We start from the raw sequence: 24,542 nt of genomic DNA on the forward strand, positions 1-24,542 counted from the left end.
ATGAAGCGCCGCACGCTGTTGGCGGGCCTCGCGCTCCCGGCGCTGGCCCAGGCCCAACCCGCCCAGATGCGGATCGTCAGCCCCTATACGCCGGGCGGCGCCTCGGACACGCTCTCGCGTTTCGCGGCGCAGGCGATCACCGAGGCGATGGGTGTTCCCGTCGTCGTCGAGAACCGGCCCGGCGCGGGCGGCAATCTGGGTGCGGAATTCGTGGCGCGCGCGCCGAATGACGGCAGCACCTGGCTCACCATCGCGGCCGCCCACGCGGCCAACGTGACCCTCTACCGCCGCCTGCCCTTCGACGTGGTGCGGGATTTCGTGCCCGTCTGCGTCGTCGGCCTCGTGCCCAATGTGCTGGCCGTGCACCCCTCGGTGCCCGCCCGGAGCTTCCCCGAATTCATCACCTGGGCGCGGGCTCAGCCGCAGGGCGTCACCTATGGCAGTGCGGGCATCGGCACGCTGCCGCATCTCGCGATGGAGCTTGTGCGCCACCGCGCCGGCTTCCAGGCGGTGCATGTGCCCTTCCGCGGCTCGGCGCCCGCCATCACCGAACTTCTCTCCGGCCGCATCCAGGCGACCTTCGAGAACCTGCCGCCCAGCGCGCCGCAGATCCGCGCCGGCGGCATCCGCGCCATCGCCATGTCCACCGCGAACCGCCTGCCGGACTGGCCCGACGTCCCCGCCGTCGCCGAGACCTGGCCGGGCTTCGAGGCCGTCGCCTGGCAGGCGCTGATGGCGCCCGCCGGCACGCCCATGCCGCTGGTGGAGCGCGTGGCGCAGGTGGTCCTCGCCGCCACCGAAGCCCAGGCCGCCCGGCTGCGCGGCATGGGGATCGAGCCCGGCGGCATCGGCCCCGACCGCTTCCCCGCCTTCCTGCAGACCGAAATCACCAAATGGGCGGAAGCCGTCCGTCTCTCCGGAGCCACCGCCGAATGAAGACCCGCGTCACCGAGATGCTCGGCATCGCCTATCCGATCGTGCAGGGCGGGCTCGCGCGCGTCGCCAAGGCGGAGCTTTGCGCCGCCGTCTCGGAAGCCGGCGGCCTCGGCCAGATCGCCACCGCGGGCCTCGATCTCGCGAGCGATGCGGGTGCCGCTTCGCTGCGCGCGGAAATCCGGCGATGCCGCGCGCTCACGCGAAAACCCTTCGGCGTGAACTTCCCGCTCGGCCGCATGGACATCACGGCCATGCTGGAGGTGGCGCTGGAAGAGCGCGTGCCCGTCATCGCGCTCACCGCCGGCAACCCCGCGCCCTGGATCAAGCGCATCAACGGCGCGGCCAAGACCCTCGTCCTCATCGCCGGCCCCGAACTCGCGAAGAAGGCCGAGGCCGCGGGCGCCGACATGGTGGCGACCGTCGGCTACGAGGGCGGCGGCCATCTCGGCCGCTCGGACGAGACCACCATGATCATGGTGCCGCGCGTCGTCCGCGCCGTCTCGATTCCCGTCCTCGCCTCGGGCGGCATCGCCACCGGCCAGGGGCTGCTGGCCGCCCTCGCGCTGGGCGCCGAGGGCGTCGAGATGGGCACGCGCTTCGTGGCCACGCAGGAAGCGCAGGCCCATGCGAACTATAAGGCCGCCATCCTCGCCGCCGAGCCCTCGGGCACCATGATCATCAAGCGCAGCCTGGGCCAGCCGGGCCGCGCCCTGGTCAGCGCCTATGCGCAAGCTCTCCTCGCCCGGGAAAACGCCGGCGCCCCGCCCGAAGAGCTCATCCCGATGATCGCCGGCACGGTGAACGCCATCGCCACCGACGAAGGCCGCATGGACGAAGGATTCGCCTGGGCCGGCCAATGCGCCGGCCTCATCGAAGACCTCCCGCCCGCCGGCGAAGTGGTCCGCCGCCTGGTCGCCGAAGCTGAGGCCCAGTTGGGACTCCTGCAGAACGCGTTCTCGTAAGGGGGCGCGCGTCCCCCGGGAGGGCGCTGCCCTCCCGGACCCGCGGTGAGTTGGCCTTGGGAGCGAGGGGGCATGGCGTGCCCCTGACCACGGGCGAGCCCGCGATGCCCCCTCCCTCCCAAGGCCCAGCCCTGGGTTCCAAGGGCCTCTCGGCCCTTGGCAGGAGGGGTTTGGGGAGGACGGCATCCTCCCCGGGGCATGCCTCGCCCCCTTGCGCGAAACGGCCCGGCGGCGTCACAAGCGGGGCATCATGAGCCACGACATTTTCGCCCATTTGCGGGATCGGACCATCACGGCGCTGCGCGCCCTTCTGCCGGAGGTGCCGGAGGAGGCGCTTGGGCGCGTCATCATGGAGCCGCCGCGCGATGCGTCGCATGGCGACATGGCGACCAATGCGGCGCTGGTGGTGGGCAAGCTGGCGAAGATGGCCCCGCCCAAGCTGGCGGCCGAGCTGGCCGCGGCGATGCGCGACTTCCCCGAGGTCGAGGAGGCCGCGCCGGCGGGCCCGGGCTTCGTCAATCTGCGCCTGCGCGAGGATTATGTGCGCGGCCAGGTGGCGGTGGTGCTGCGCGAGGGCGAGGCCTATGGCCAGGGTGCCACCAAGCCCGGTTCGGTGAATGTGGAATATGTCTCGGCCAATCCGACCGGGCCGATGCATGTGGGCCATTGCCGCGGCGCGGTGGTGGGCGATGCGCTGGCCGGGCTGCTGGCCAAGGCAGGGTACAGCGTCACGCGCGAGTACTACATCAACGATGCCGGCGCGCAGGTGCAGGCGCTCGCCTATGCGGCCTATTGGCGTTACCTCCAGGCGCTCGGCACGCGGATGACCGAGGAGGAGTACGCCCAGCTCATCCCCGGCGGGCTGCAATATCGGGGCGAATACCTGATCCCGGTCGGCCAGGCGCTGATGGCGAGCCATGGCAGTTCGCTCGCGGTGGAGGACCCGGTGCATGGCTGGGGCATGTCCGGCCCCGATCTCTGGCTGGCCCCGGTGCGCGCCTTCACCGTCGAGGCGATGATGGCCGAGATCCGCGAGGATCTGGCGGCCTTGGGCGTCCAGCATGACGTCTTCATCAGCGAGGCCGCGCTGGTGCGCGACGGGCTGCTCGAGAAGGCCGAGGCGCTGCTGGACAGCCAGGGCCTGATCTATCGCGGCACGCTGCCGCCGCCCAAGGGCAAGCTGCCCGAGGATTGGGAGGAGCGCGAGCAGACGCTCTTCCGCTCCGAGCAGTTCGGCGACGACACGGACCGCCCGCTGCGGAAATCGGACGGCTCGGGCACCTATTTCGCCAACGACATCGCCAATCACCTGCACAAGATCGAGCGCGGCTTCGATGCGCTGGTGCATGTCTGGGGCGCGGATCATGGCGGCTATGTGAAGCGCATGCAGGCGGCGGTGGCGGCGCTGAGCGGCAAGCGCGTGAGCCTCGATGTGGTGCTGACGCAGATCGTCCATGTGGTGAAGGACGGCCAGCCGGTGCGGATGTCCAAGCGCGCGGGCAGCTACATCACCCTGCGGGACCTGATCGATGAGGTCGGCCGCGACGCGGTGCGCTTCACCATGCTGACCCGCAAGTCCGACGCGCAGATGGAGTTCGACCTGGACCTCGTCCTCCAGCAATCGCGGGACAATCCCGTCTTCTACGTGCAATACGCCCATGCCCGCTGCCGCTCCGTGCTGCGCGGCGCGGGCGACCCCTCGCTGGAAAGCCTGGCCGATGCCCCGCTCGACAGCCTGACCGACCCGGCCGAGCTTGGCCTGATCCGCCGCATCGCCGCCTGGCCGCGCGTGGTGGAGGCCGCGGCGGCCGCCCGGGAGCCGCATCGCGTGGCGTTCTTTTTGAATGACTTGGCGAGCGACTTTCATCTACTCTGGAACAAGGGCAAGGAGGACACCACCTTGCGCTTCATCCAGGCGGACCAGCCGGCGGCGACGCAGGCGCGGCTCGCCTTGGTGGCCGCCACGGCGGCTGTTGTCAGGTCCGGATTGCGCGTGATGGGGGTCATGCCGGTCGAGGAGATGAGATGAGCGATGTGATGCAGCCCTCCTGGCGGGTCCGCCCGCCCGAGAGGGAGTCGTCGGGATGGGGGATCCCGCCGAAAGTCTGGATGATCGGCGCCGGCCTCGCGGGATCCATCCTGCTGGCGGGCGGCATCATCTGGGGCATGTCCAAGATGGGGCCGCGCGGCGTGCCCCTGATCGAGACGGATGGCCGGCCCTTCAAGGTCAGGCCCGACACGCCCGGCGGCGCCGTGGTGCCGCACCAGCAGGAACTGATCTTCGAGCGCAACAACCGGGCGGACCGGCCGGGCGAGGCGCGCCTGGGCCCCGGGCCCGAGGCGCCGCGCCCCGAGGCGCTGCGCGCGCAAAGCCAGCCGGCGCCCGCTGCCGCGGCACCCGCCACGCCGGCGCCGGCCGCGGCCCAGCCGCCCGCGCGCCCGGCCGCGGCACCCGCGCCCGCCCAGCAGGCCGCCCGCCCGGCGCCCGCCACCGGCGGCCGCTTCATGGTGCAATTCGCCGCGACCCGCAGCGAGGAGGCCGCGCGCAGCGAGTGGGAGCGGCTGCAGCGCCGCATCCCCGAACTCGCCGGCCGCCAGCCCATCATCACCCGGCTGGAGCGGGAGGGGCAGCCCACGCTCTGGCGCGTCCGCACCGGCGGCTTCGCCGATGCCGCCGCCGCCCGCGCCTTCTGCGAGCCGATCCGCGCGCGGGATATCGCCTGCATCACCGCGGGCGGCTGAGATGAAAGCCGCCATCATCGGGGTCTCCGGCCTCCGCCTCACGGCGGAGGAGGCGGCGCTGCTGCGCCGGCACCGGCCGCTCGGCGCCATCCTCTTCGCCCGCAATGTGGCGGACCCCGCCCAGCTGCGGGCGCTGACCGCCGAAATCCGCGAATGCCTGGGCCGCGAGGCGCCCATCCTGGTGGACCAGGAGGGCGGGCGCGTGGCCCGGCTCAAGCCGCCGCATTGGCGCGCCCATCCCCCCGCCGCCACCTTCGAGAACGGCCCCCAGGCCGCCGCCCAGGCGACGGCGGCGGCGATCGGCGCCGAATGCCGCGCCGTCGGCCTCGACGTGGTCTGCGCCCCGGTGCTCGACCTGCGGCTGCCCGGCATGCACCAGGTGATCGGCGACCGCGCCTTCTCGGCCGAGCCGGCCGAGGTCACGCGCCTCGCCGGCGCCTGGATCGCGGGGCTGCGGCAATCGGGCGTGCAGCCCGTCCTCAAGCACATCCCCGGCCATGGCCGCGCCAAGCTCGACAGCCATGAGGCGCTGCCCGTGGTGACCGCCAGCCGCGCGGAGCTCGCCGCCGATTTCGCCCCCTTCCGGGCGCTCGGCACGCCGGATCTCTGGGGCATGACGGCGCATATCCTCTACACCGCGCTGGATGAGGGGCGCTGCGCCACCCTTTCGCCCAGCGTCATCGCCGAGGTGATCCGCGGTGAGATCGGCTTCGAGGGCTTCCTCCTTTCGGACGATCTGGGGATGAAGGCCCTGGCCGGCACGCTGCCGGACCTCACACTCGCCGCGCTGGGTGCGGGCTGCGACGCGGTGCTGCACTGCTCGGGCCGCTTCGCCGAGACCGCCTCCGTGCTGGAGGCCTGCCCGCCGCTCACCGAGCGCGCCCTGGCCCGTCTCGCGGCCTCGCGCGGGCAAAGCCGGGCGGCCTGACCGCGTGTTCGACATGCTGCCCGAGCTCGCGGTGGCGGTGCTGGCGAGCGTCATCGCCATCACCCTGCATGAGGCGGCGCATGGCTATGCGGCGCTGTCCTTGGGCGACCCCACCGCCAAGTGGATGGGCCGCATCTCGCTGAACCCGATCCGCCATGTGGACCCGGTGGGGACGCTGCTGGTCCCGGGCATCCTGCTCGTCTCGCAATTGCTGGCGACGGGGCGGGTGGATGTCATGTTCGGCTGGGCCAAGCCGGTGCCGGTGGATGTGCGCAACTTCGCCAATCCGCGCGTGGGCATGATGTGGGTGGCGATCGCGGGGCCCGCCATGAACTTCGCCCTCGCCCTGATCGCGGCCTTGCTGATCCACCCCGCCTCCTGGCTGGAGGGAACTCTCTCGGCCGACTCGATGGCGCTGGTCTATCGCTTCCTGGCCCTTTCCATCCTCGCGAACCTGGTGCTTGGCCTGTTCAACCTCTTCCCCATTCCGCCGCTCGATGGCGGCCGCATCATGGTCGGCATCCTGCCGATCCGGGCGGCCATGGCCTATGCGCGGCTGGAGCCCGCGGGGTTGTTCATCGTCATCGGCGTGCTGTTCCTTCTGCCGGCCCTGATCCCGGCCTTCCAGCCGATGGATGTCTTCGTTCGCGAAATCATCCGCCCTGCCTTCGATTTCACGCTGCGCGCCGCCGGGGTGACGCCGTGAGCGGCGTCCAGGAATCGCTCCAGCTCGAGCTGGAGGGCTACCAGGGCCCGCTGGATGTGCTGCTGGAGCTGGCGCGCGCGCAGAAGGTTGATATCCGGCAGATCTCCATCCTGGCGCTGGTGGACCAGTTCCTCGCCATCGTGGAGGGCGCCCGCCGGGTGCGGCTGGAGCTCGCCGCCGACTGGCTGGTGATGGCCGCCTGGCTCGCCTGGCTGAAATCCCGCCTGCTGCTGCCCGAGGAGGAGCGCGGGCCGGAGGAGGAGGACCCCATCCTCGCCGCCCATCGCCTGACCGAGCGCCTGGCCGAGCTGGACCGCATGCGCGCCGCCGCCGCCTGGCTGCAGAGCCGCGCCCAGCTGGGGCGCGAGGTCTTCGCCCGCGGCGCTCCGGAATCGCTGCGCATCGAGGACCGCTCCGGCATCGTGGCCGACCTCGCCTCGCTGCTGCGCGCCTATGCCACGGCGCGGCGGCGGGGTGCCGCGGACCGGCCCTTCACGCCCAAGCCGCGCAAGCTCTGGTCGGTGGCCGAGGCGCTGGCCCGGCTGCAATGGCTGATCGGCAGCACGCCCGGCTGGAATACGCTCGCGAGCTTCCTGCCCGAGGGCCTGCTCTCGCCGCTGGATCGCAAGGCGGCGGTGGCCAGCACGCTGATCGCCGCCCTGGAGGCCGCGCGGGGCGGCGGCGTCGAATTGCGCCAGGAGGAGGCCTTCGGTCCCATCCTGCTGCGCCGTCATGAGGGGGAACTCTATCATGCCAGCTGATGCGGAAGCCGCGGCGCCCAGCGTCGCCACCCCGGCCGATTTCGAGCATGCGCTCCGCGTGGCCGAGGCCCTGATCTTCGCCTCCGAGCGCCCTGTCCCGGCCGCCCGCGTGCAGCTCGCGCTGCCGCCCGGCATTGATGCGCAGAGCGTGCTGACCGCGCTCCTGGCCCGCACCGCCGGCCGCGCGGTGGAGCTGGTGGAGGTGGGCGGCGGCTATGCCTTCCGCACCGCGCAGGATCTGGCACCCGCCATCACCCGCGTGGTCGAGGTGCCGCGCCGGCTGCCGCGCGTGGCGATGGAGGCGCTGTCCATCATCGCCTACCATCAGCCCGTGACGCGGGCTGAAATCGAGGAGATCCGCGGCGCGGCGCTGGCCCAGGCCAGCCTGGACGCGCTGCTGGATGCGGGGCTGATCGCGCCGCGCGGCCGCAAGGAGGCCCCGGGCCGGCCGACCCTCTGGGCCACCACCGCGCGATTCCTCGACCAGTTCGGCCTGAAATCCCTGAACGAGCTGCCCCGGAAGGAGGAGCTGGTCTCCAACGACATCGCGGCCATGGAGCTGGCGCCGCCACCCACGGGCGCGCCGCCGCTCATCGCCGAGGGCACCCGCGCGGCCTGAGGCTTATGGACAGGGCGCGCCGACCCGCCCACAAGGCGGCATGAGCCTCATCCTCTCCGAGATCCGCCACAGCTATGGCGAGCGCGAGGTGCTGCGCGGCATCACCATCGAGGTGGCGCGCGGCGAGATCGTCTGCCTGCTCGGCCCCTCGGGCGATGGCAAGACGACGCTGCTGCGCCTCGTCGCAGGGCTGGAACACCTGCAACAGGGCCGCATCCTGCTCGATGGGCGGGTGCTGGCCGAGCCGGGGCAGGAAATCCCGCCCGAACAGCGCCATGTCGGCTTCGTCTTCCAGGATTACGCGCTGTTCCCGCATTTGACCGTGCAGGAGAATGTCGCCTTCGGCCTGCGCGGCATGCCGAAGGGGGACCGCGTCTGGCGCGTGGCCGAGGCGCTGGCCCGGGTGGGCCTGGAAGCCTATGCCAGCGCCTGGCCGCACCAGCTCTCGGGCGGGCAGCAGCAGCGGGTCGCGCTGGCCCGCGCTCTGGCGCCCCGCCCGGCCGTGCTCCTGCTGGACGAGGCCTTCGCCAGCCTCGATGCCCGCCTGCGCGAACAGGTGCGCGATGACACGCTGCATGTGCTGCAGGAGGCCGGGATTCCGGCGCTGATCGTCACCCATGACGCCGAGGAGGCGATGTTCATGGCCGACCGTATCGCGCTGATGCGGGAGGGGCGGGTGGTCCAGCTCGGCACGCCGGAGGAGCTGTATCTCAAGCCGGTGGACCCCTTCGTCGCCACCTTCCTGGGCGAGGTGAACCGCCTGCCGGCCCGGATTCGCGAGGGCCAGGCCTGGAGCGTGATCGGCTGCGCGCCGGCGGGGGGCCTGGCCGAGGGCAGCCCGGCCGAACTCCTGCTGCGCCCCGAAGGCCTGCGCGTGGTGCCGGCCGGGCAGGCGGGCAGCACCCTGGCCGAGGTCGAGGCCTGCCGCCTGCTGGGTGCCACCACCCTGGTCCATATGGCGGTGCCGGATGGCGAGGGGGGCGTGCTGCACCTGCATGCGCGGCTGCCGCCCGGCGCCGTCCTGGCGCGGGGGCAGATGGTGGGCGTGGCGCTCGATCCCGGCCGCGCTTTCGCTTTTCCCCGCTCGGGCGGGGGTGTCCCTGGTGCAACCGAGGCCCTGAACGCCTAGATAGCCCATGCCGCATTGGCGACAGCCCGGCCTGCTGGTATCCAGGACTGCTGAAACCGTATTGGGGATGGGATGCTCGACCTCGCCTGGTCCGAGATTTTGTTGATCGCCGTCGTGGCGCTGGTGGTGATCGGGCCCAAGGACCTGCCCGGCGCCATTCGCGGAATCGCGGATTTGATCAAGACGGGCAAGAAGAAGCTCGCCAGCTTCCAGCAGCAGGCGGATGAGCTGGTGCGCGAGGCGAAGCTGGACGAGGTCCGCAACCAGATCGCCGATGTGAAGGGCGCGCTGAACGAGATCCGCAGCTTCGACCTGAAGGGCGAGATCACCAAGGCCGTGGATTCGGACGGCACGCTGACCAAGACCTTCTCGGAGAATCCGCTGGGCGGCAGCAGCACGCCGGCCTGGACGCCGCCGCCGACCGCACGCGACACGCCCGACGCGCCGGCGATGATCCCGCCGCAGACCATGGCGCCCTACAAGGCACCCGACCCGGTGCCGCCGCCGCCCGCGCCCGACATGCCCTCCTTCGTGCCGCCGTCCACGCCCGCGCCGCTGAACGTGGCCCCGCCGCCGGAGCCGGCACCCGCCGCCATGCCTGCGCCCGCGACCCCGACTGCGACCCCTGCCACGCCCGCGGCGGAAGCCGCCGCCAAGACCGCCTGAGGCCGCCTTGTCCAATACCGCGCAAGACGACGATCCCATCAACGACAAGCCGATGCCGCTCATCGAGCACCTGATGGAGCTGCGCCAGCGGCTCCTCTGGTCGGTCGGCGCCTTCTTCATCGCCTTCGCGCTCTGCTATTATTTCAGCACGAACATCTATGGCTTCCTGGCGCAGCCCCTGGCCAACGTGCTGTATGAGCAGGGCGGCGGCGACCGGCGGATGATCTTCACCGCGCTCTATGAGGCCTTCTTCACCTACCTGAAGGTGGCCTTCTTCGGCGCGATCTTCTTCTCCTTCCCGATCTGGGCGACGCAGCTCTGGCTGTTCATCGCGCCGGGGCTCTACCGCTCCGAGAAGCGGACGATCATGCCCTTCCTGATCGCCTCGCCCATCCTGTTCCTGCTGGGTGCCGCGCTCGCCTACTACTTCATCTTCCCGCTGGCCTGGCACTTCTTCATCAGCTTCGAGACGCCGGCCGGCGCGGGCACGGTGCCGATCCAGCTGGAGGCGAAGGTGAGCGAGTATCTCTCGCTCGTCATGCACATGATCCTGGCCTTCGGCCTGGCCTTCCAGATGCCGGTCGGCCTTGTCCTGCTGTGCAAGGTGGGAATCCTGAATGTGCAGAGCCTGCGCAAGGGGCGGCGCTACGCGATCGTGGGCATGTTCGTGGTGGCGGCCATCATCACGCCGCCCGACGTGATCAGCCAGGTCGGCCTCGCGATTCCGCTGATCCTGCTCTACGAGATCTCGATCCTCTTCGCGGCCTGGACGACGCCAAAGCCGCCGCCGGAAGAAACGGCGTAGTCTCTCTCTTCACGGTGAACTGACCATGCATGACATCAGGGCGGTGCGCGCCGACGCGGCCGCATTCGACGCGGCGATGGCGCGGCGGGGGCTCGCCCCGCAATCGGCCATGCTGATCGCGCTGGACGATGCGCGGCGCGAGGCGATCCGCGGCACCGAGGCGGCGCAGAGCCGCCGCAACGAACTCAGCCGCGAGATCGGCGCCGCCATGAAGCGCGGCGACACGTCCGAGGCGGAGCGGCTGAAGGCCGAGGTCGCGGCGATCCAGGCGCATGCGGCGTCCGACCTGCCGGCGATCCGCGAGCGTGAATTGACCGCGGGGCTGGAGGTGCTGCCCAACATCCTCGACGCCGAGGTGCCCGAGGGCCGCGACGAGACGGCCAATGTGGTGCTGCACACCCATGGCACGCCCGCCGAACTGCCCGACGCCAAGCAGCATTTCGAGCTGGGCGAGGCGCTGGGCCTGATGGATTTCACCGCGGCGACGCGTCTCTCCGGCAGCCGCTTCGTGGTGCTGAAGGGCCAGCTCGCGCGGCTGGAGCGGGCGCTCGGCCAATGGATGCTGGGCCTCCATGTGGACACGCACGGCTACATGGAGGTGAACCCGCCGCTGCTGGTCAACGCCACCACGCTCTACGGCACGAACCAGCTGCCGAAGTTCGAGGAAGACCTGTTCAAGACGGGCGACCACTACCTGATCCCGACGGCCGAGGTGCCGCTGACGAATCTCGTCGCCGACCAGGTGATCGCCGAGCCCATGGACCCGCTGCGTTTCACCGCGCTCACGCCCTGCTTCCGCTCCGAGGCCGGTTCGGCCGGGCGCGATACGCGCGGCATGCTGCGCCAGCACCAGTTCAGCAAGGTGGAGATGGTCTCCATCACGCGGCCCGAGGACAGCGATGCCGAGCATGAGCGCATGACGCGCTGTGCCGAGGCGGTGCTGACGGCGCTCGGCCTGACCTGGCGGCGGGTGTTTCTGTGTGCGGGGGATACGGGTTTCGGCGCGGCGCGGACCTATGATCTGGAGGTCTGGCTGCCCGGGCAGAAGGCCTGGCGGGAGATTTCCTCCTGCTCGAATTGCCGGGATTTCCAGGCGCGGCGGATGAAGGCCAGGTTCAAGCGTGGCAAGGAGATGGTTTTGCCGCACACGCTGAACGGCTCGGGCGTCGCGGTCGGCCGCGCGCTCATCGCGGTGATGGAAACGCACCAGCAACCGGATGGGACCATTCTGGTCCCCGAAGTGCTCCGGCCCTGGATGGGCGTTGCGGTGGTGGGGTCCGGGGCAGCCAATTAATTACAGGGCGGCCCCGGCGGGTTCGGGCGGAGCCCGCGCTTAGCTTTTATTCGCGTAGCTCTTCCCCATCCCCTCGGCGGGATCGGCCTGCGGCCCATAGGGCATGATCGGATAGCGCAGCCCGGCCTTCGACAGCCCGCGCAGCCCCGTCACGGCGCGTGCAAGATCGGCCGGGGGACATGCCATCAGCATCTCGTCATCCGCGACACCGCCATAGCGGCGTTCGGCGTAGCAGGGGAGCGAAAGGCAGACGGTGCGGTCACGCAGGGCGCGGCCCCAGCTGTCGGCGCAGGCGCTCTCGCCGGTGATGGAGAAGTCGTAGCGCTGGTAGTTGCGCCACTGCAGCCCGTTGATGAAGAGGATCATCTGCGCCGGGTTGCCGTAGAAGAGGCAGATGTCCGGCGGATCGAGCCGCGCCGAGCGCAGCGGCGAGATGACGAGGCCGTGATATTCGGCGGGCACGCGCGGCATCTGCGCCTGGTGCGCGGCGGAGGCCTCGATGTTCTCGAACCAGACGCCCTCCATCTTGCGGCCGGAAAGGTAGAGCTCGGAGGGCGTGTTCAGGCCGATTACACCGCCGCAATTGCTGAATTCGGGGACGTTCTCGTGCGTGACGCCGAGGGTGAAGCCGGCGAGGCGGGCTTGCGTGACGAGCTGGCAGGTGGAGAAACGCTTGCCCGGCGTGGGGCGGCGCAGACCCTGGACGGCGGCCATCTCCTCCGCGTCGCGGAAGAGCTTCATGCCGATGGGCAGGGTCCGCAGGCGGAGCAGATCGGTCAGGGCATGGGCCTGTTCGGCGATGGCGGCGGCGTTGAGCGGCGCTTCGGGCGATCCATCTGGCATGGCGGTTTTCTCCTGTTATTGTCGGCAGCGTGGCACGGGGCCTTGCCCGGCGGAAGACTGGAGAGCGGCATGCGGTTGGGTCAGGCGCAGACGGGACGCCCGGGGGAACGGTTCAGGGCCTTGCTGGCCCAGCACAAGCCGCTGGTGGTGCCGGGCTGCTACAACGCGCTCTCGGCGCTGATCCTGGAGGAGGCGGGGTTCGAGGCGGTCTACATGTCCGGCTACGGCACTTCGATCGGGCTCCTGGGCCTGCCGGATGCGGGACTGGCCACGCTCTCCGAGATGGCGCTGAACGCGAAGATGATCGCGAGCGCCGTCAGCGTGCCGGTGATCGCGGATGGCGATACGGGCCATGGCAATGCGATCAACGTGGTGCGCTGCGTGGAGGAATTCATCCGCGCGGGTGTGGCGGGCATTCATCTGGAGGACCAGGTGGCGCCCAAGCGCTGCGGGCATGTCGCGGGGCGCGAGGTGATCGGCCGCACCGAGGCGGTGGCGAAGATTCGCGCGGCCGCCGATACGCGCAGCGCGATTGATCCGAGCTTCCTGATCATCGCGCGCACCGACAGCCGCGGCGCGCATGGCGGCTCGCTGGAGGAGGCGATCTGGCGGGCGAATGCCTTCCTCGATGCCGGCGCCGACCAGGCCTTTGTCGAAGGCCCGGCGAGCGAGGCGGAGGTGGAGCGCATCACGCGCGAGGTGAAGGGTCCGGTCTTCTACAACATGACCGGCATCTCGCCGCGCATGAGCGCCGAGCGCATGGGCGAGCTGGGCATCGCCACCTGCATCCTGCCCGGCGCGCTGCTGCGCCAATCCATCATGGCGATGGGGGATCTGGCGGCCGAGCTGCGCCGCGACGGGCCGATGGCGGAGGCGCGGATGACGGAGCGGCTGTCGAACCATCGCCTCGGCAACCTGCACAAATTCTCGGGCTTCGATGAGATCCGCGCGCTGGAGCAGGCCTATCTGCCGCCCGAGGCGCAGGAGAAATACGAGGGCGGGCTGGGCCATCGCCCGGATGCGCCGCGCGGATGACGCGTGCTGGCGCCTGACATGATCGCCCCGGCCGAATTGCGCCCGCGCGCCTTCGACCTGACGCGCCCCGTGCATCACGTGGCGCCGCTGGTCTTTGTGTCCGCGCATTCGGGGCGCGACTATCCGGAGGAGTTCCTGGCCGCCGCGCGGCTCGATGCCACGGCGCTGCGCAAGAGCGAGGACGCCTTCGTGGAGGAGCTCTTCGCCGCGGCCCCCGCGCTGGGCGCGCCGCTGCTGGCCGCCCGTTTCCCGCGCGCCTGGTGCGATGCGAATCGCGAGGCCTGGGAACTCGATCCCGGCATGTTCGACGAGCCGCTGCCCGATTGGGTGAACAGCGCGAGCCCGCGCGTGGGCGCGGGCCTCGGCACCATCGCGCGCGTGGTGGCGAATGGCGAGGCGATATACCGGCGGCGGCTTTCCTTCCAGGAGGCGGAGCGGCGCGTGCGGCTGTCCTGGGAGCCGTTCCACGCCACGCTGGCGGCGTTGGTGGCGGAGACGCGCGAACGCTTCGGCACCTGCCTGTTGGTGGATTGCCATTCCATGCCGAGCGGCGTGGCGTCCAATGGGGAAGCGCCCGAATTCGTGCTGGGCGACGCGCATGGCTCGGCCTGCGCGCCGCGGGCCACGCGCGCGATCGAGGCGCTGCTGCAGGCGCGCGGCCGGCGGGTGCGGCGCAACGATCCCTATGCCGGCGGCTACATCACCCGCCATTACGGCCGCCCGCGCGAGAATATCCACGCGATCCAGATCGAGATGGCGCGCCACCTCTACATGGATGAGGCGCGGGTGGAGCGCGCGCCGGGCTTCGCGGGCTTCCAGGCGGAGATTTCCGCGCTGGTGGGGGAATTGCTGGGGCTCGGCTGGGGCCACCTGCTCAAGGGCGGCAAGTAGGGCGGCATGGCGGAGGAACGGCCCTTCGGGCTGGACCCGGCGCGCGTGACCGATGTGGGGCGCGACGGCAAGCCGATGGCGCCGGAGGTGCCGCCGCCCGAATGGCTCTCCCGCCGGCACCGCCTGATCATCGGGCTCTTCGCGCTGGGCGGCATCGTGGTGGGGGCGCTGGCGGGGGCGACGATCGCGGCCTTCGCCTCGGGCGCGCGTGGCTGGGCCGCGGTGCTGGCGCTGATGACGCTGGCCGCCTCGCCATTGCTGGTTCTGGGACCGGTGCAGGATTGGTGGCGGCACCGGCGGAAGCGGGGTTAGCGGGTTTCCGCCCTTCAGTGCCGCCAGGTGCCCCCGTAGGAGGCAGGGCGATGGTTGTGACAGCCATTCACACGGGGCCCGTCCGCGTCAAACCGCGTGATCACATCGCACTGGCTCTGCGCGATGAGTTCGACGTCGAAGCGGAAAACCGACACCTGCTCGCTGTCGCCCAGGCGGTATTGGATTTCGGCGGTCTGTCGGCCCTGGCGTTCCGAGAGCATGGCCGGTGACATGGTCCCGCGTCCCGCCGGACCCGGCATGGTGAACCCGCGGCCCGAGGTGCCCTCGTCCAAACGCACGTCACCTCCCAGGCGAAGGCCGACGACCCGGACGTCATCGGGTCGCTCATTCACGAACGAGAACACCGCAGCCCCGTGGTCCGATAGGGGATCGTGGAGAAGGATGGCGAGAATCTCCCAGGCGGGGCGCGCGGCCAAGGCGAGGATGGCCGCGACGAAGACGCCAGCCGGCAACCATCGTGGCATCGTCAAGATGCAGGGCTCCGCCGTTGAGGCGTCTGCCTATTGCCTGTCTGTTCGTATCGGCAAGCATGGTGTTTCCAGCGTCGCAGGCGCCGGTGTGATCAGAGGTGGATGTACGCGCGTGACGTGAACGCGGGCCGCCTCAGGCGAAGCCAAGCCGCGTGGCCTGCGCCGCATTCACCGCGCCCTCGGGCATTCGCCCGGCGGCCAGCGCCGCGATCTGCCGCACCGTGTCCATCGCCTGGTGCTCGGCCGCGGCGGGCGTCAGGCCGCCCACATGGGGTGTCGCGATCACATCGGCGCGCGCGGCGAGGCGCGGATTGGGCATCTGGTCCGGGAAGCTGCCGACATCCATCGCCGCGCCGGCGAGATGGCCGGAATCGAGCGCCGCCTCCAGCGCCGCCTCATCCACCAATTCGCCGCGCGAGAGGTTGATGAAACAGGCCCCGCGCCGCATGGCGGCGAAGGCCGCCGCGTTCATCATGTGCCGCGTCTCGGGCGTGGAGAGCGCGAGGCAGACGACGATGTCGGCCTCGCCCAGCACCTCGGCCAGCGAGTGCGTGCCCGTCGAGGGGTCATGGGCCAGCACGCGCATCCCCATGGCCGTCGCGACCTCGGCCATGCGCCGCGCGATGCGGCCATAGCCCACCAGCCCCAGTGTCGCGCCGCGCAATTGCAGCCCGGCGCGCACCTCCGGAATGCGCCCCGCGCGGTAATCCTGCACCGAGCGGCTGACGCCGCGCGCCAGGTCCACCATGAAGCCGATGCCCAGCTCCACCACCGCATCCACGAAGCCCGGCGTCGCCTGCGTCACGAGGATGCCGTGGCGCGAGGCGGCGGTGACATCCACCGTGCTGATATCCACCGCGCAGCGCAGGAAGGCCTTGAGGTCCGGGCTGTTCGCGAAGGTCGCTTCCGTGCCTGGGCTGCCGCGATAGGCGATGATGGCGTCGCAACCCTGCGCCGCCTCGGCCAGCGCCTCGTCGCGCAATTCGGCCTCGCCCATGTTGCGGACGACCTCCGCGTGCCGGCTCAGCGCCTCCAGCGCGCGCTCGCCGAAATAGCCGGGGAAGGAGAGGGTGCCGTGGCTGAGATAGACCCGCACGCGCTCAGTCCGGCCGCGCGCCGGAGGCGCGGATCACCGGCGCCCAGCGGGCGGTCTCGGCGCGCAGGAAGGCGCTGGCTTCCTCGGGCGTGCCGGGCATCAGCACCAGGCGACGGCCGGCCATGTTCTGCACCAGCTCCGGGTCGCGCAGCACGGTGGTGGCGGCCTGGTTGAGCTGCGCGAGGATGGGCGCGGGCAGGTTGCGCGGGCCCATCAGGGCCGCCCAGTCCATGCCGTCGAAGCCGGGCAGGCCGCTTTCGGCCACCGTCGGCACCTGTGGGATGAGCGAGACGCGCGTCGCATTGGGCACGGCCAGCACGCGCAGGCGGCCGGACTCGGCCTGGGGCATGGCGTTGAGTGCGGTGGTGAAGGCGAAATCCACGCGGCCGGCCAGCAGCTCGGGCATCAGCGCGCCGCCGCCGCGGAAGGGAACATGCGTCGTCTGGATGTTCGCCATCAGGTTGAGCTGCTCGCCCGCCACATGCCCCGCGGAACCCACGCCGGAGGAGCCGAAATTCAGCGTCCCCGGCCGCGCGCGGGCGGCGGCGATGATCTCGGCCACGCTGCGCCAGGGCCGGTCCGCCGGCACGGCCAGCACATTCGGCACCTCGCCCACCAGGGTGATGGCGGTCAGGTCGGTCAGCGGATCGAAGGGCAGGTTGCCATAGAGCGTCGGGTTGATGGCGAGCGGCCCGATGGTGCCGAGCAGCAGCGTATAGCCGTCCGGCGCGCTGCGGGCCGTCGCCTCGGTGGCGATGTTGCCGCCGGCGCCGGGGCGGTTCTCCACCACCACGGGCTGGCCCAGCAGCGTCTGCAGCCGCGGCGCCATGCTGCGGGCGAAGACGTCGGTGGAGCCGCCGGCGGCGAAGCCGACCAGGATGCGGATGGGGCGGCTCGGGAAGCCAGTGCCTGCCGTCTGGGCCAGCGTGGGCGTGGCGAGGGGCAGGGCGAGGGCGGAGGCGAGGATGCTGCGGCGGTTCATCCGCGCATTGCGCCGCCCCGCGTGGAAAGCGTCAAGCCACGCTTGCATGCGGCGCGCCTCCGGCGCGAAGCTTGGTCATTCCAGGAGTGCGCCAATGCCGAAGCACATGATCCTCGCCGCCAATGCCAATGCCCAGGGCTCGCACGTGGGCGAGTGGCGCCACCCGACCGCCTGGGACAAGCCCGCCAGCAACCTCGAGAACGCCATCCGCCTCGCGCGCATCGCCGAAGGCGGCAAGTTCGACCTGCTCTTCCTCGCCGATGGCAATGGCGTCCGCAACCTCGACAAGCCGGATCTGTTTGCGGCGACCAGCCCTTCCGATCGGCCCGGCGTCTTCGAGCCGGTGACGCTGCTCTCGGCGCTGGCCATGGTGACCCAGCATGTCGGCCTCGTCGCCACCACGACGACGACCTATGACGAGCCCTTCTCGGTCGCGCGGCGCTTCGCCTCGCTGGATCACATCAGCAAGGGGCGGGCGGGGTGGAATCTCGTCACCACCTCCAACCCCGGCGATGCGCTGAATTTCTCCCACGAGGAACACGTCCCGCGCGATGACCGCTATGAGCGCGCGGGGGAATTCGCGCAGATCGTGAAGGGGTTGTGGGATTCCTGGGCGGATGACGCCTTTCCTCAGGACAAGGCGAGTGGGCGTTTCCTCGACCCGTCCAAGGTTCATGCGCTGAATTTCAAGGGCAAGCATTTCCAGGTGGCCGGCCCGCTCAACGCGCCGCGGCCGCCGCAGGGGCACCCCGTGATCTTCTCGGCCGGGCAGTCGGAAACGGGCAAAGAGCTCTCGGCGGCCACCGCCGATTGCGTCTTCGCCATCGAAGGCACCATCGAGCGCGCGCAGAAACTCTATGCCGACCTCAAGGGCCGCCTGCCGAAATACGGCCGCAACGCGGACAGCCTGAAGATCCTGAGCGGCGTGACCATCATCGCCGCCGAGACGGCAGAGGAGGCCGAGCAACTGGCGCGCGAGCTGGATGACCTGGTGCCGCCCGCCGTCGGCCTCGACTACCTCTCGAAGATGGTGGGGGTGAAGATGTCGGCCTATCCGCTGGACGGGCCCTTTCCGGCGCTGGATTTCGAACACATCGGCCCGACCGGCATCGGCAAGGCGATCGTGGCCAAGGCGCTGGAGCAGAAGCTGACGGTGCGTGAGACCTATCGCGCCATCCTGCCGCAGATGGCGGGCAATTTCTTCAAGGGCAGCGCGACGCAGGTGGCCGACCTGATGGAGCGCTGGTTCCTGGAGAAGGCCTGCGACGGCTTCATGATCGCGGCCCCCGTGGTGCCGACGGGGCTGGAGCGCTTCATCCGGCTGGTGGTGCCGGAATTGCAGCGGCGCGGGTTGTTCCGCACCGAGTATTCGGGGCGCACGCTGCGCGACAATCTGGGCCTGGCGCGGCCGGAGAACCGCTTCTTCGCGCAGAGGGCCGCCGAATGAGCCTCACGCGCCGCGCCACCTTCGCCGCCCTTGCCGCACCCTCGCTCGCACGGGCGCAAGCCTGGCCCGCGCGACCCTTGCGCGTGGTCGTCCCCTTCGCGCCGGGGGGTGCCACCGACCTCATCGCGCGGCTGATCGCCGAGAACCTGGCCCGCCCGCTCGGCCAGCAGATGGCGGTGGAAAACCGCGCCGGCGCCTTCGGCATATTGGGCGCCGATGCGGTGGCGAAATCCGCCCCCGATGGCTACACGCTGCTTGCCGGCAGCCCTGGGCCCATGGCGGTGAATCCCTTCGTCTATCGCACGCTGCCCTATGACCCGGCGCGGGATCTCGTGGGCGTCTCCATGGTGGCGCTCATCCCCTATGTGATGGTGGTGCCGGCCTCGCTCGGCGTCGGCACGGTGGCGGAATTCCTGGCGCTGGCGCGCTCCCGCCCCGGCTCCATCAACTTCGCGACCTCCGGCATGGCGTCCCGGCTCACGGTCGAGATGTTCCGCGCGCTGGCCGGCGGCGTGGAGATGGAGATGGTGCAGTATCGCGGCGGCGCGCCGGCGCGGACCGATCTTCTGGCCGGGCGCATCCAGCTCGTCATCGAGCAGGCGCCCTCCTTCCTCGAGGATTTCCGCGCCGGGCGGTTGAAGCCGCTCGCGGTCGGCGGCGCGCGCCGCTTCTCCCTGCTGCCCGATGTGCCGACGCTGCAGGAGGCGGGCATCGCGGGCTACGAGGCGAACGCCTGGCTGGGCTATGCCGCCCCCGCCGGCACGCCGATCGAGATCCGGCGGCACCTCGCGCGTGAGATTGACGCCATCCTCCGCATCCCCGAGGTGCGCGAGCGGCTGGCCGGCTGGGGCGCCGAGCCCGTCGGCGGCACGCCGGAGGAGATGGACGCCATGCTCACCGCCGAGCGCGCGCGCTGGGCGGAGGTGGTGCGCCGCGCGGGGATCGAGCGGGAATAGCGCGCCTCAGGCGGGGCGGATCACCCGCTCCACATACTGCATGAAGTGCGCGGCGGGCGGCGTCTGCAGCCCCTTCACCTTGGCCTGCTCGTCGAAGCGGCGGAGCTGCACGGCATCCTTGTATTCCGGCACGGCTTCGAACTCGGCGACCTCCTCGGGCGACATGGGCCCGCCCTGCAGGCTGAGGCTGAGGATGGAATCCTTGGAGAGCTTGCCGAAGTAATCGGCCTCCGTCGCGCAGAGATAGCGCTTGGCGGCGACATGCAGGCGCACCGGCTCGGTCACCTCGGGGCCGAACATGGAAGCGAGGAACTCGTAGCCCAGGCGCTCATGCTCGTCATCCACGCCATGCTCGGCCGGGTTCTCGCCGAGGTTGTGGACCATGTGGCCGATGTCGTGCAGCAGGGCGGCGGCGATCAGCGAGGCGGTGCAGCCGGCGCGCTCGGCGAGCCAGGCGGATTGCAGCGCGTGCTGGCGCTGGTTGATGTCGGCAAGCCCGTATTGGCCATCGGCCTTCAGCTCGATGAGCGCGGCGATCTGGGCGAGGCGCGGGTCGGTGTGGGACATGCGGGCGGTCTCCGGAAACGCCCTCCATGTTAAGCGCGACGGGGGTTGCGGCGAACCCCCGTCGCGAAAATGTCATCCAGCCGGGGGCATGGTCCGCGCCATGGGCGGCAGCGCGACGACCTTGGCGTACCAGGCCTCGAGCTTCGGATGGCCGGGGCGCCAGGGCTCATGCGCATAGCGGAAATCGAGATAGCCCAAGGCGCATGCAATGGTGATCTCGCCGATGGTGGTGAGCATGCCCAAGGTGTCGGCCTCCGCCTCCAGCGCGTCCAGCGCGCGGGCGACCTTGAGCTGCTGGCCCTGGATGTAGGTGATGCGGCCTTCATCCTGCGGCAGCGCCACCTCGCGCCGGCGCGGCTGTGTCGCGTCCATGATGCCATCGCCCAGCGCCTGCTGGCGCAGCGCGTTCCAGCGCGCGGGGCCGGGGGCGGGGAAGAGCGGCGCGGCGCTGCCCACGCTGTCGAGATATTCGCAGATCACCGGGCTGTCATAGAGGCACTGCCCCTCGGGCGTGACGAGGGAGGGCACCTTGGAGAGCGGGTTCACCGGCACCAGCGCGGGGTCCGCGGTGGGGATGGTCCAGAGCTCGACCTGTCCTTCGATGCCGCGCGCGATGGCGCTGGCCAAGCATTTGCGGACGTAAGGGCTGGCGGGCGAATAGGCGAGTTTCATGCGTCGTTTCCTCTTTACGTCTGAATGACACGCCGCCCCCGCCCATAACGCAAGATGGCCTCAAGTCCTGGGGTCTGGGGCCTCTCGGCCCCAGCCGCCGGAGGCCCTTCTTGTTTTACTCCGGCCGCAGCCCCCGCGCCCGGATGAAGGCCCCCCAGACCTCGCTGTCCTGCCGCATGCGTGCCAGCAGATCGGCCGGCGAGCCTGGGATGGGCACGAGCACGACATCCACGAGGCGCCGCTGCACGCCCTCATCGGCGAGGGCGGCGCGCACCGCGGCGTTGACCTGATTCACCACCGGCTCCGGCACGCCGGCCGGGCCCACCAGGCCGAACCACCCGGGCATGAGCGGCGCGGTGATGCCGGCCTCGGCCTGGGTCACAAGGTCCGGCAGGAAGGGCAGGCGCCTCGGCGCCACGAGCGCGAGTGGCGAAACCGCGCCGGCGCGCACCTGGCCCAGCGCCACGGCGAGGACGATGATCATGAAATCCGTCTCGCCCGAGATGACGCTGGTCAGCGCCTGGCCCGTGCCGGAATAGGGCACATGGGTGAAGCGCACATTCGCGCGATCGGCGATCATCTCGACCGAGAGATGCGTGGAATTGCCGATACCCGCGCTGGCATAGGTGAGCTTGCCCGGCTCCGCCCGCGCGCGGTCCAGCAACTGCGCGACATTGGTGAGGCCCGAGCGCTTGCTCGCGATCAGGATGAAGGGCGCATCGGTGACGGGGGCGACATAGGTGAAGTCGCGCACCGGGTCATAGGGCAGGTTCGGGTAGAGATGCGGGTTGAAGGACAGCTGCGAGACGCCCGAGAGCAGCATGGCCGAGCCATCCGGCGCCTGCTGCTTCAACAGGTTGATCGCGACCATCCCGTTCGCGCCCGGTCGGTTCTCCACGACCACGGGCTGGCCCAGCACGCGGCCCATGGGTTCGGCGATGATGCGCGCCACCGTGTCATTCGCCGAGCCGGGCGGCTGCGGCAGGATCATGCGGAAGGTGCGCGCGGGAAGCTGCGCCAGCGCGGGGGTGGCGAGCGGCCCAAGGAGGGGCCCAAGGAGAGGCAAGGTGAGCAGGGCGCGGCGGGTGGCACGCATGCGGGTCACTCCTGATACGGCTTGAGGGGGAGGTCGAGCGCGGAGGCGCCGAGATGCAGGCTCAGCACGGGCGGGCGTCCATGCGGGATCTGCTTGATGTGATGCGCGTCGGTCCCCGCCAGCGAGAAGCGCAGGCGCGAGCCCGCCTTGAACACCCATGAGGTGGGCAGGAGAGGGATGCGCATGCGCTCGGCAACGCCCGGCGTCAGCGGCTTCGCGTCCGCGCGATGGAAGCTCCGGTAGGGCCAGGTGGATTGGTAATGCGGCGGATTGGACGCTTCCTTGCGGTGCAGCGCGCGCAGCAGGCCCTCGGTGACGTAGCGCGCCGTGCCGTCCGCCTCGATCTCCGAGATGTAGCAGAGGATGGAGGCGTCGGCCTCGCTGGAGGCGATCATGAGGTCGGCGATGACATGCCCGCTCAGCACCATGTCGCGCTCGAAGGGCGCGGTGTCGTAGGCAGGGAGTGCGGCGACGCGCTCGGTCCAGTCGGTGTGGTAGTCGAGCGCGTTGATGGCGGCGATGCGCTCATAGCGCGTGCCCTCGCCCGAGCCCCAGGCGAAGTCGCTCGGGTGATGCGCGACCTCGTTGCCGGCGGGTGCGGTGCCGAGCGCGGCCCCGCTGAAATGCAGCCGCGTCGTCGCCGGGATGGGCGGCCATTGCTCAGCCGCGTTCCAGGTCTCGCCATGCATGGAGAAGTAGTGGATCGGCGCCTCGTCGCGCAGGCCCGTGCTGCGGCCCATCAGGTATTCGTCGAAGAAGCGCAGCATCTCGCCCAGCAGCGCGAATTCCGGCTCGATCCGCCCGCGCCAGGGCGAGACGTTGCAGCGCGCGCCATGATCCCAGGGGCCGAGCAGGAGGTGCGTCGGGTTGCCCCGCATGGTCAGGTAGCGCGCGATGGCCGAATTGGCGTAGCCCACGCCGTCCAGCCAGCCGGAGACGGCATAGATCGCCACATCCTTCGGGATCTCATGGCTGACGGCGTAAGGGCTGATCTGCGCGGAGGAGAAGTTCGGATCATACGGCAGCGCCTCCTCGCGGAAGGCGAGGTCGGTGATGAAATCCGGCATGCGGAAATTGCCGAGATGCTGCGCCACCGCCTCCCGCACCAGGCTGCCATCCGGGTCCTCATCCACCGGCGCGGGGCCGGCGAGGTCGGGGTTGGCGAAGTAGCTCACCTTGCCGAGAAGATCGCGCCGGTCATGGTCCATCGCGACCATCAGCTCGTCATAGACCTGCGCGAGGCGGTTCAGGAACACGCCGCCCGGATAGTAGTGGTCCGCCCAGGTGTCCCAGACGGCGAAGAGGGGGATGATGGCGCGCACCGCTGGATGGCCGGTGCTGGCGAGGAAATCCGACGCCGCGCCGGGATAGGAGATGCCCGTCGCGCCGATGCGTCCGTCGGACCAGGGCTGCGAGACGATCCAGTCGCTGATCTCGCGCGCATCCTCGCGCTCGCGCGGCGAGCGGAAGCTGTCGCGCGTGCCGAAGCTCGCGCCCGTGCCGCGGATGTCCACCACCACCAGCGCATAGCCGCGGGGGACGAAGGCGTCGCGGAACTTCGCCGCATTCGGGCAGGACTCGCCCTGGCCGCCGGGGCGCATGGCGAAGCGGCGGTAATAGGGGGTGTGGATCAGGATGGCCGGGACGGGGCCGGCGGCACCTTGCGGCAGCCAGACATCCACCGCGAGGCGGCAGCCATCGCGCATGGTGACGTAGCGGGAGATGGGCTTCTCCGGCAGCGTGAACTCCGCCGGGCGGGAGGCCCAGTAGGCGCTGGGCGGGACGCGCCAGGCGGCGCTGTTCAGATCGGCATCGGCCAAGTGTCGTGTTCCCCGGAAGCAGGCGGGGAGCTTGGCATGCGCGCGTTTCGCGTCAATGCGGCCTCAGCCGCCGGTCTCCCTTGCCAGGGCATCCATCGCCTGGCCGAAGCCGCGGAAGCTGAAGAGGATCTGCAGCTCGCGCCCCGCGCTGTCCCGGAAGTCGAGCCGGCCCTGGCCCTCGCCGCGCGCGCGCAGCCGGGCGATCACCGCCGGCGCCAGCGCCTCCACCTCGCCGAAGCAGCCGCCGCGTGAGGCGCTGCACAGGCGGAAAGGCAGGGTGATCGCCTCGGGCGGCGTGGCCGCCGGGTCCAGCAACAGGCGCGCCGCCTGGTCCACGCGGAGTTCGAGCGGCAGCTGCACCAGCATGCGATAGGCGTCGGTGCGGCCGATCCGCCCCAGCACGATCTGCGCGATGGGCTGGCCGCGCTGGTCGTTCATCGCGATCGCGGTCTCGCAGACGCGGACCACCGGCTGGCCCTGCGGGCGCTGGGTCTCGCAGCGCATGAGCCAGTCGCCGAAATTGGCCTGGGTGCGGTCCGGCAGGTCGGCCGGCGGGGGCGGGGCCGCGGGCGCCGCCGCGGGTGCGGGTGCCTGTGGCCGCTGCTGCGCCAGGGCGGCCCCCGAAAGGCCGAGTGCCAGCGCCAGGGCGGGAAGGGCGGTCCAGGGGAGCGATGCCATGCGGTGTGTCCTGCGGAGGGCCTTTGCGCGTTTACCAAAGCCCCGCCGCGCGCCGGAAGAGCCGGGCGAGATTGACACCCCGCCCCCTCGCTGCGAAGCCTCTGCCCG

The 24,542-nt window shown here is 70.8% G+C and carries 26 protein-coding genes; 17 read left to right on the top strand and 9 right to left on the bottom strand.

Annotated elements, in window-relative coordinates:
- The 12 genes from ACQ860_RS20110 (at position 1) to serS (ending at position 11,548) form a co-directional block, all read left to right on the top strand.
- Positions 1-936 carry a tripartite tricarboxylate transporter substrate-binding protein gene (locus ACQ860_RS20110; RefSeq protein WP_431305110.1) on the top strand — a complete coding sequence of 312 codons (936 nt, stop codon included), beginning with the start codon at positions 1-3 and terminating at the stop codon, positions 934-936.
- Positions 933-1,898, top strand: a complete 966-nt coding sequence (locus ACQ860_RS20115; protein ID WP_431305111.1) for an NAD(P)H-dependent flavin oxidoreductase — start codon at positions 933-935, stop codon at positions 1,896-1,898. The genes ACQ860_RS20110 and ACQ860_RS20115 overlap by 4 nt, the downstream gene beginning before the upstream one ends.
- Before the next feature lie 250 nt (positions 1,899-2,148).
- The gene (argS, locus tag ACQ860_RS20120; RefSeq protein WP_431305112.1) at positions 2,149-3,927 is read left to right on the top strand and encodes an arginine--tRNA ligase; all 1,779 of its coding nucleotides are present in this window, start codon (positions 2,149-2,151) and stop codon (positions 3,925-3,927) included.
- Positions 3,924-4,640, top strand: coding sequence for an SPOR domain-containing protein (locus ACQ860_RS20125; protein ID WP_431305113.1), 717 nt, complete (start codon positions 3,924-3,926; stop codon positions 4,638-4,640). Before argS ends, ACQ860_RS20125 begins: the two co-directional genes overlap by 4 nt.
- A 1-nt stretch (position 4,641) precedes the next feature.
- Positions 4,642-5,568, top strand: coding sequence for a beta-N-acetylhexosaminidase (nagZ, locus tag ACQ860_RS20130; protein ID WP_431305114.1), 927 nt, complete (start codon positions 4,642-4,644; stop codon positions 5,566-5,568).
- 13 nt (positions 5,569-5,581) lie between these two features.
- Positions 5,582-6,274 carry a site-2 protease family protein gene (locus ACQ860_RS20135; protein WP_431305790.1) on the top strand — a complete coding sequence of 231 codons (693 nt, stop codon included), beginning with the start codon at positions 5,582-5,584 and terminating at the stop codon, positions 6,272-6,274.
- Positions 6,271-7,035 carry a segregation and condensation protein A gene (locus ACQ860_RS20140; RefSeq protein ID WP_431305115.1) on the top strand — a complete coding sequence of 255 codons (765 nt, stop codon included), beginning with the start codon at positions 6,271-6,273 and terminating at the stop codon, positions 7,033-7,035. The genes ACQ860_RS20135 and ACQ860_RS20140 overlap by 4 nt, the downstream gene beginning before the upstream one ends.
- Positions 7,025-7,654, top strand: a complete 630-nt coding sequence (gene scpB, locus ACQ860_RS20145; protein ID WP_431305116.1) for an SMC-Scp complex subunit ScpB — start codon at positions 7,025-7,027, stop codon at positions 7,652-7,654. Before ACQ860_RS20140 ends, scpB begins: the two co-directional genes overlap by 11 nt.
- Before the next feature lie 40 nt (positions 7,655-7,694).
- Positions 7,695-8,783 carry an ABC transporter ATP-binding protein gene (locus ACQ860_RS20150; RefSeq protein WP_431305117.1) on the top strand — a complete coding sequence of 363 codons (1,089 nt, stop codon included), beginning with the start codon at positions 7,695-7,697 and terminating at the stop codon, positions 8,781-8,783.
- A 72-nt stretch (positions 8,784-8,855) separates the two neighbouring features.
- Positions 8,856-9,449: a Sec-independent protein translocase protein TatB gene (tatB, locus tag ACQ860_RS20155; protein WP_431305118.1), complete on the top strand. Its 594-nt coding sequence runs from the start codon at positions 8,856-8,858 to the stop codon at positions 9,447-9,449.
- A gap of 52 nt (positions 9,450-9,501) precedes the next feature.
- The gene (gene tatC / locus ACQ860_RS20160; RefSeq protein WP_431305791.1) at positions 9,502-10,254 is read left to right on the top strand and encodes a twin-arginine translocase subunit TatC; all 753 of its coding nucleotides are present in this window, start codon (positions 9,502-9,504) and stop codon (positions 10,252-10,254) included.
- A 25-nt stretch (positions 10,255-10,279) separates the two neighbouring features.
- The gene (gene serS, locus ACQ860_RS20165; RefSeq protein WP_431305119.1) at positions 10,280-11,548 is read left to right on the top strand and encodes a serine--tRNA ligase; all 1,269 of its coding nucleotides are present in this window, start codon (positions 10,280-10,282) and stop codon (positions 11,546-11,548) included.
- Between the two features lie 39 nt (positions 11,549-11,587).
- Here serS and ACQ860_RS20170 read toward each other — a convergent pair whose 3' ends face one another.
- The gene (locus ACQ860_RS20170) at positions 11,588-12,391 is read right to left on the bottom strand and encodes a DUF169 domain-containing protein (protein WP_431305120.1); all 804 of its coding nucleotides are present in this window, start codon (positions 12,389-12,391) and stop codon (positions 11,588-11,590) included.
- Between the two features lie 69 nt (positions 12,392-12,460).
- On the opposite strand from ACQ860_RS20170, the gene ACQ860_RS20175 reads away from it, so the two are divergent.
- The 3 genes from ACQ860_RS20175 to ACQ860_RS20185 are packed head-to-tail and all read left to right on the top strand — an operon-like array spanning position 12,461 to position 14,629.
- Positions 12,461-13,426, top strand: coding sequence for an isocitrate lyase/PEP mutase family protein (locus tag ACQ860_RS20175; protein ID WP_431305121.1), 966 nt, complete (start codon positions 12,461-12,463; stop codon positions 13,424-13,426).
- An 18-nt stretch (positions 13,427-13,444) separates the two neighbouring features.
- The gene (locus ACQ860_RS20180; RefSeq protein ID WP_431305792.1) at positions 13,445-14,317 is read left to right on the top strand and encodes an N-formylglutamate amidohydrolase; all 873 of its coding nucleotides are present in this window, start codon (positions 13,445-13,447) and stop codon (positions 14,315-14,317) included.
- Positions 14,318-14,323: 6 nt separating this feature from the next.
- On the top strand, positions 14,324-14,629 hold the full coding sequence (locus tag ACQ860_RS20185; RefSeq protein ID WP_431305122.1) for a hypothetical protein: 306 nt from the start codon (positions 14,324-14,326) through the stop codon (positions 14,627-14,629).
- Positions 14,630-14,643: 14 nt separating this feature from the next.
- Here ACQ860_RS20185 and ACQ860_RS20190 read toward each other — a convergent pair whose 3' ends face one another.
- The 3 genes from ACQ860_RS20190 to ACQ860_RS20200 all read right to left on the bottom strand — a co-directional run bounded on the left by ACQ860_RS20190 (position 14,644) and on the right by ACQ860_RS20200 (position 17,246).
- Positions 14,644-15,114 (bottom strand): hypothetical protein, encoded by a 471-nt coding sequence (locus tag ACQ860_RS20190; protein ID WP_431305123.1) that lies wholly within the window; start codon positions 15,112-15,114, stop codon positions 14,644-14,646.
- A 139-nt stretch (positions 15,115-15,253) separates the two neighbouring features.
- Positions 15,254-16,216, bottom strand: a complete 963-nt coding sequence (locus ACQ860_RS20195) for an NAD(P)-dependent oxidoreductase (RefSeq protein ID WP_431305124.1) — start codon at positions 16,214-16,216, stop codon at positions 15,254-15,256.
- 4 nt (positions 16,217-16,220) lie between these two features.
- On the bottom strand, positions 16,221-17,246 hold the full coding sequence (locus ACQ860_RS20200) for a Bug family tripartite tricarboxylate transporter substrate binding protein (RefSeq protein ID WP_431305125.1): 1,026 nt from the start codon (positions 17,244-17,246) through the stop codon (positions 16,221-16,223).
- 46 nt (positions 17,247-17,292) lie between these two features.
- Between ACQ860_RS20200 and ACQ860_RS20205 the strand changes: the two genes are divergently transcribed.
- Together ACQ860_RS20205 and ACQ860_RS20210 are read left to right on the top strand one after the other, a co-directional pair.
- Positions 17,293-18,645 carry an LLM class flavin-dependent oxidoreductase gene (locus tag ACQ860_RS20205; RefSeq protein ID WP_431305126.1) on the top strand — a complete coding sequence of 451 codons (1,353 nt, stop codon included), beginning with the start codon at positions 17,293-17,295 and terminating at the stop codon, positions 18,643-18,645.
- Positions 18,642-19,601 carry a Bug family tripartite tricarboxylate transporter substrate binding protein gene (locus tag ACQ860_RS20210; RefSeq protein WP_431305127.1) on the top strand — a complete coding sequence of 320 codons (960 nt, stop codon included), beginning with the start codon at positions 18,642-18,644 and terminating at the stop codon, positions 19,599-19,601. The genes ACQ860_RS20205 and ACQ860_RS20210 overlap by 4 nt, the downstream gene beginning before the upstream one ends.
- 6 nt (positions 19,602-19,607) lie before the next feature.
- On the opposite strand, the gene ACQ860_RS20215 is transcribed toward ACQ860_RS20210, so the two are convergent.
- From ACQ860_RS20215 to ACQ860_RS20235, 5 genes are all read right to left on the bottom strand, one after another.
- Positions 19,608-20,168 carry an HD domain-containing protein gene (locus ACQ860_RS20215; protein ID WP_431305128.1) on the bottom strand — a complete coding sequence of 187 codons (561 nt, stop codon included), beginning with the start codon at positions 20,166-20,168 and terminating at the stop codon, positions 19,608-19,610.
- Positions 20,169-20,240: 72 nt separating this feature from the next.
- Positions 20,241-20,840 (bottom strand): glutathione S-transferase N-terminal domain-containing protein, encoded by a 600-nt coding sequence (locus tag ACQ860_RS20220; RefSeq protein ID WP_431305129.1) that lies wholly within the window; start codon positions 20,838-20,840, stop codon positions 20,241-20,243.
- A 115-nt stretch (positions 20,841-20,955) separates the two neighbouring features.
- Positions 20,956-21,936 (bottom strand): Bug family tripartite tricarboxylate transporter substrate binding protein, encoded by a 981-nt coding sequence (locus tag ACQ860_RS20225; protein ID WP_431305130.1) that lies wholly within the window; start codon positions 21,934-21,936, stop codon positions 20,956-20,958.
- 5 nt (positions 21,937-21,941) lie between these two features.
- Positions 21,942-23,756, bottom strand: a complete 1,815-nt coding sequence (locus ACQ860_RS20230; protein ID WP_431305131.1) for a CocE/NonD family hydrolase — start codon at positions 23,754-23,756, stop codon at positions 21,942-21,944.
- Positions 23,757-23,819: 63 nt separating this feature from the next.
- Positions 23,820-24,434 (bottom strand): invasion associated locus B family protein, encoded by a 615-nt coding sequence (locus tag ACQ860_RS20235; protein WP_431305132.1) that lies wholly within the window; start codon positions 24,432-24,434, stop codon positions 23,820-23,822.
- Positions 24,435-24,542 lie beyond the last annotated feature (108 nt).

The organism is Sediminicoccus sp. BL-A-41-H5, assembly GCF_050632405.1.
GTDB lineage: Bacteria > Pseudomonadota > Alphaproteobacteria > Acetobacterales > Acetobacteraceae > Roseococcus.

Bases quoted from the DNA above. Each gene is read 5' to 3' on its own strand.
- ACQ860_RS20110 (WP_431305110.1), top strand. From the start codon at position 1: ATGAAGCGCCGCACGCTGTTGGCGGGCCTCGCGCTCCCGGCGCTGGCC.
- ACQ860_RS20115 (WP_431305111.1), top strand. From the start codon at position 933: ATGAAGACCCGCGTCACCGAGATGCTCGGCATCGCCTATCCGATCGTG.
- argS (WP_431305112.1), top strand. From the start codon at position 2,149: ATGAGCCACGACATTTTCGCCCATTTGCGGGATCGGACCATCACGGCG.
- ACQ860_RS20125 (WP_431305113.1), top strand. From the start codon at position 3,924: ATGAGCGATGTGATGCAGCCCTCCTGGCGGGTCCGCCCGCCCGAGAGG.
- nagZ (WP_431305114.1), top strand. From the start codon at position 4,642: ATGAAAGCCGCCATCATCGGGGTCTCCGGCCTCCGCCTCACGGCGGAG.
- ACQ860_RS20135 (WP_431305790.1), top strand. From the start codon at position 5,582: ATGCTGCCCGAGCTCGCGGTGGCGGTGCTGGCGAGCGTCATCGCCATC.
- scpB (WP_431305116.1), top strand. From the start codon at position 7,025: ATGCCAGCTGATGCGGAAGCCGCGGCGCCCAGCGTCGCCACCCCGGCC.
- ACQ860_RS20150 (WP_431305117.1), top strand. From the start codon at position 7,695: ATGAGCCTCATCCTCTCCGAGATCCGCCACAGCTATGGCGAGCGCGAG.
- tatB (WP_431305118.1), top strand. From the start codon at position 8,856: ATGCTCGACCTCGCCTGGTCCGAGATTTTGTTGATCGCCGTCGTGGCG.
- tatC (WP_431305791.1), top strand. From the start codon at position 9,502: ATGCCGCTCATCGAGCACCTGATGGAGCTGCGCCAGCGGCTCCTCTGG.
- serS (WP_431305119.1), top strand. From the start codon at position 10,280: ATGCATGACATCAGGGCGGTGCGCGCCGACGCGGCCGCATTCGACGCG.
- ACQ860_RS20170 (WP_431305120.1), bottom strand. From the start codon at position 12,391: ATGCCAGATGGATCGCCCGAAGCGCCGCTCAACGCCGCCGCCATCGCC.
- ACQ860_RS20175 (WP_431305121.1), top strand. From the start codon at position 12,461: ATGCGGTTGGGTCAGGCGCAGACGGGACGCCCGGGGGAACGGTTCAGG.
- ACQ860_RS20180 (WP_431305792.1), top strand. From the start codon at position 13,445: ATGATCGCCCCGGCCGAATTGCGCCCGCGCGCCTTCGACCTGACGCGC.
- ACQ860_RS20185 (WP_431305122.1), top strand. From the start codon at position 14,324: ATGGCGGAGGAACGGCCCTTCGGGCTGGACCCGGCGCGCGTGACCGAT.
- ACQ860_RS20190 (WP_431305123.1), bottom strand. From the start codon at position 15,114: ATGCCACGATGGTTGCCGGCTGGCGTCTTCGTCGCGGCCATCCTCGCC.
- ACQ860_RS20200 (WP_431305125.1), bottom strand. From the start codon at position 17,246: ATGCAAGCGTGGCTTGACGCTTTCCACGCGGGGCGGCGCAATGCGCGG.
- ACQ860_RS20205 (WP_431305126.1), top strand. From the start codon at position 17,293: ATGCCGAAGCACATGATCCTCGCCGCCAATGCCAATGCCCAGGGCTCG.
- ACQ860_RS20210 (WP_431305127.1), top strand. From the start codon at position 18,642: ATGAGCCTCACGCGCCGCGCCACCTTCGCCGCCCTTGCCGCACCCTCG.
- ACQ860_RS20215 (WP_431305128.1), bottom strand. From the start codon at position 20,168: ATGTCCCACACCGACCCGCGCCTCGCCCAGATCGCCGCGCTCATCGAG.
- ACQ860_RS20220 (WP_431305129.1), bottom strand. From the start codon at position 20,840: ATGAAACTCGCCTATTCGCCCGCCAGCCCTTACGTCCGCAAATGCTTG.
- ACQ860_RS20225 (WP_431305130.1), bottom strand. From the start codon at position 21,936: ATGCGTGCCACCCGCCGCGCCCTGCTCACCTTGCCTCTCCTTGGGCCC.
- ACQ860_RS20235 (WP_431305132.1), bottom strand. From the start codon at position 24,434: ATGGCATCGCTCCCCTGGACCGCCCTTCCCGCCCTGGCGCTGGCACTC.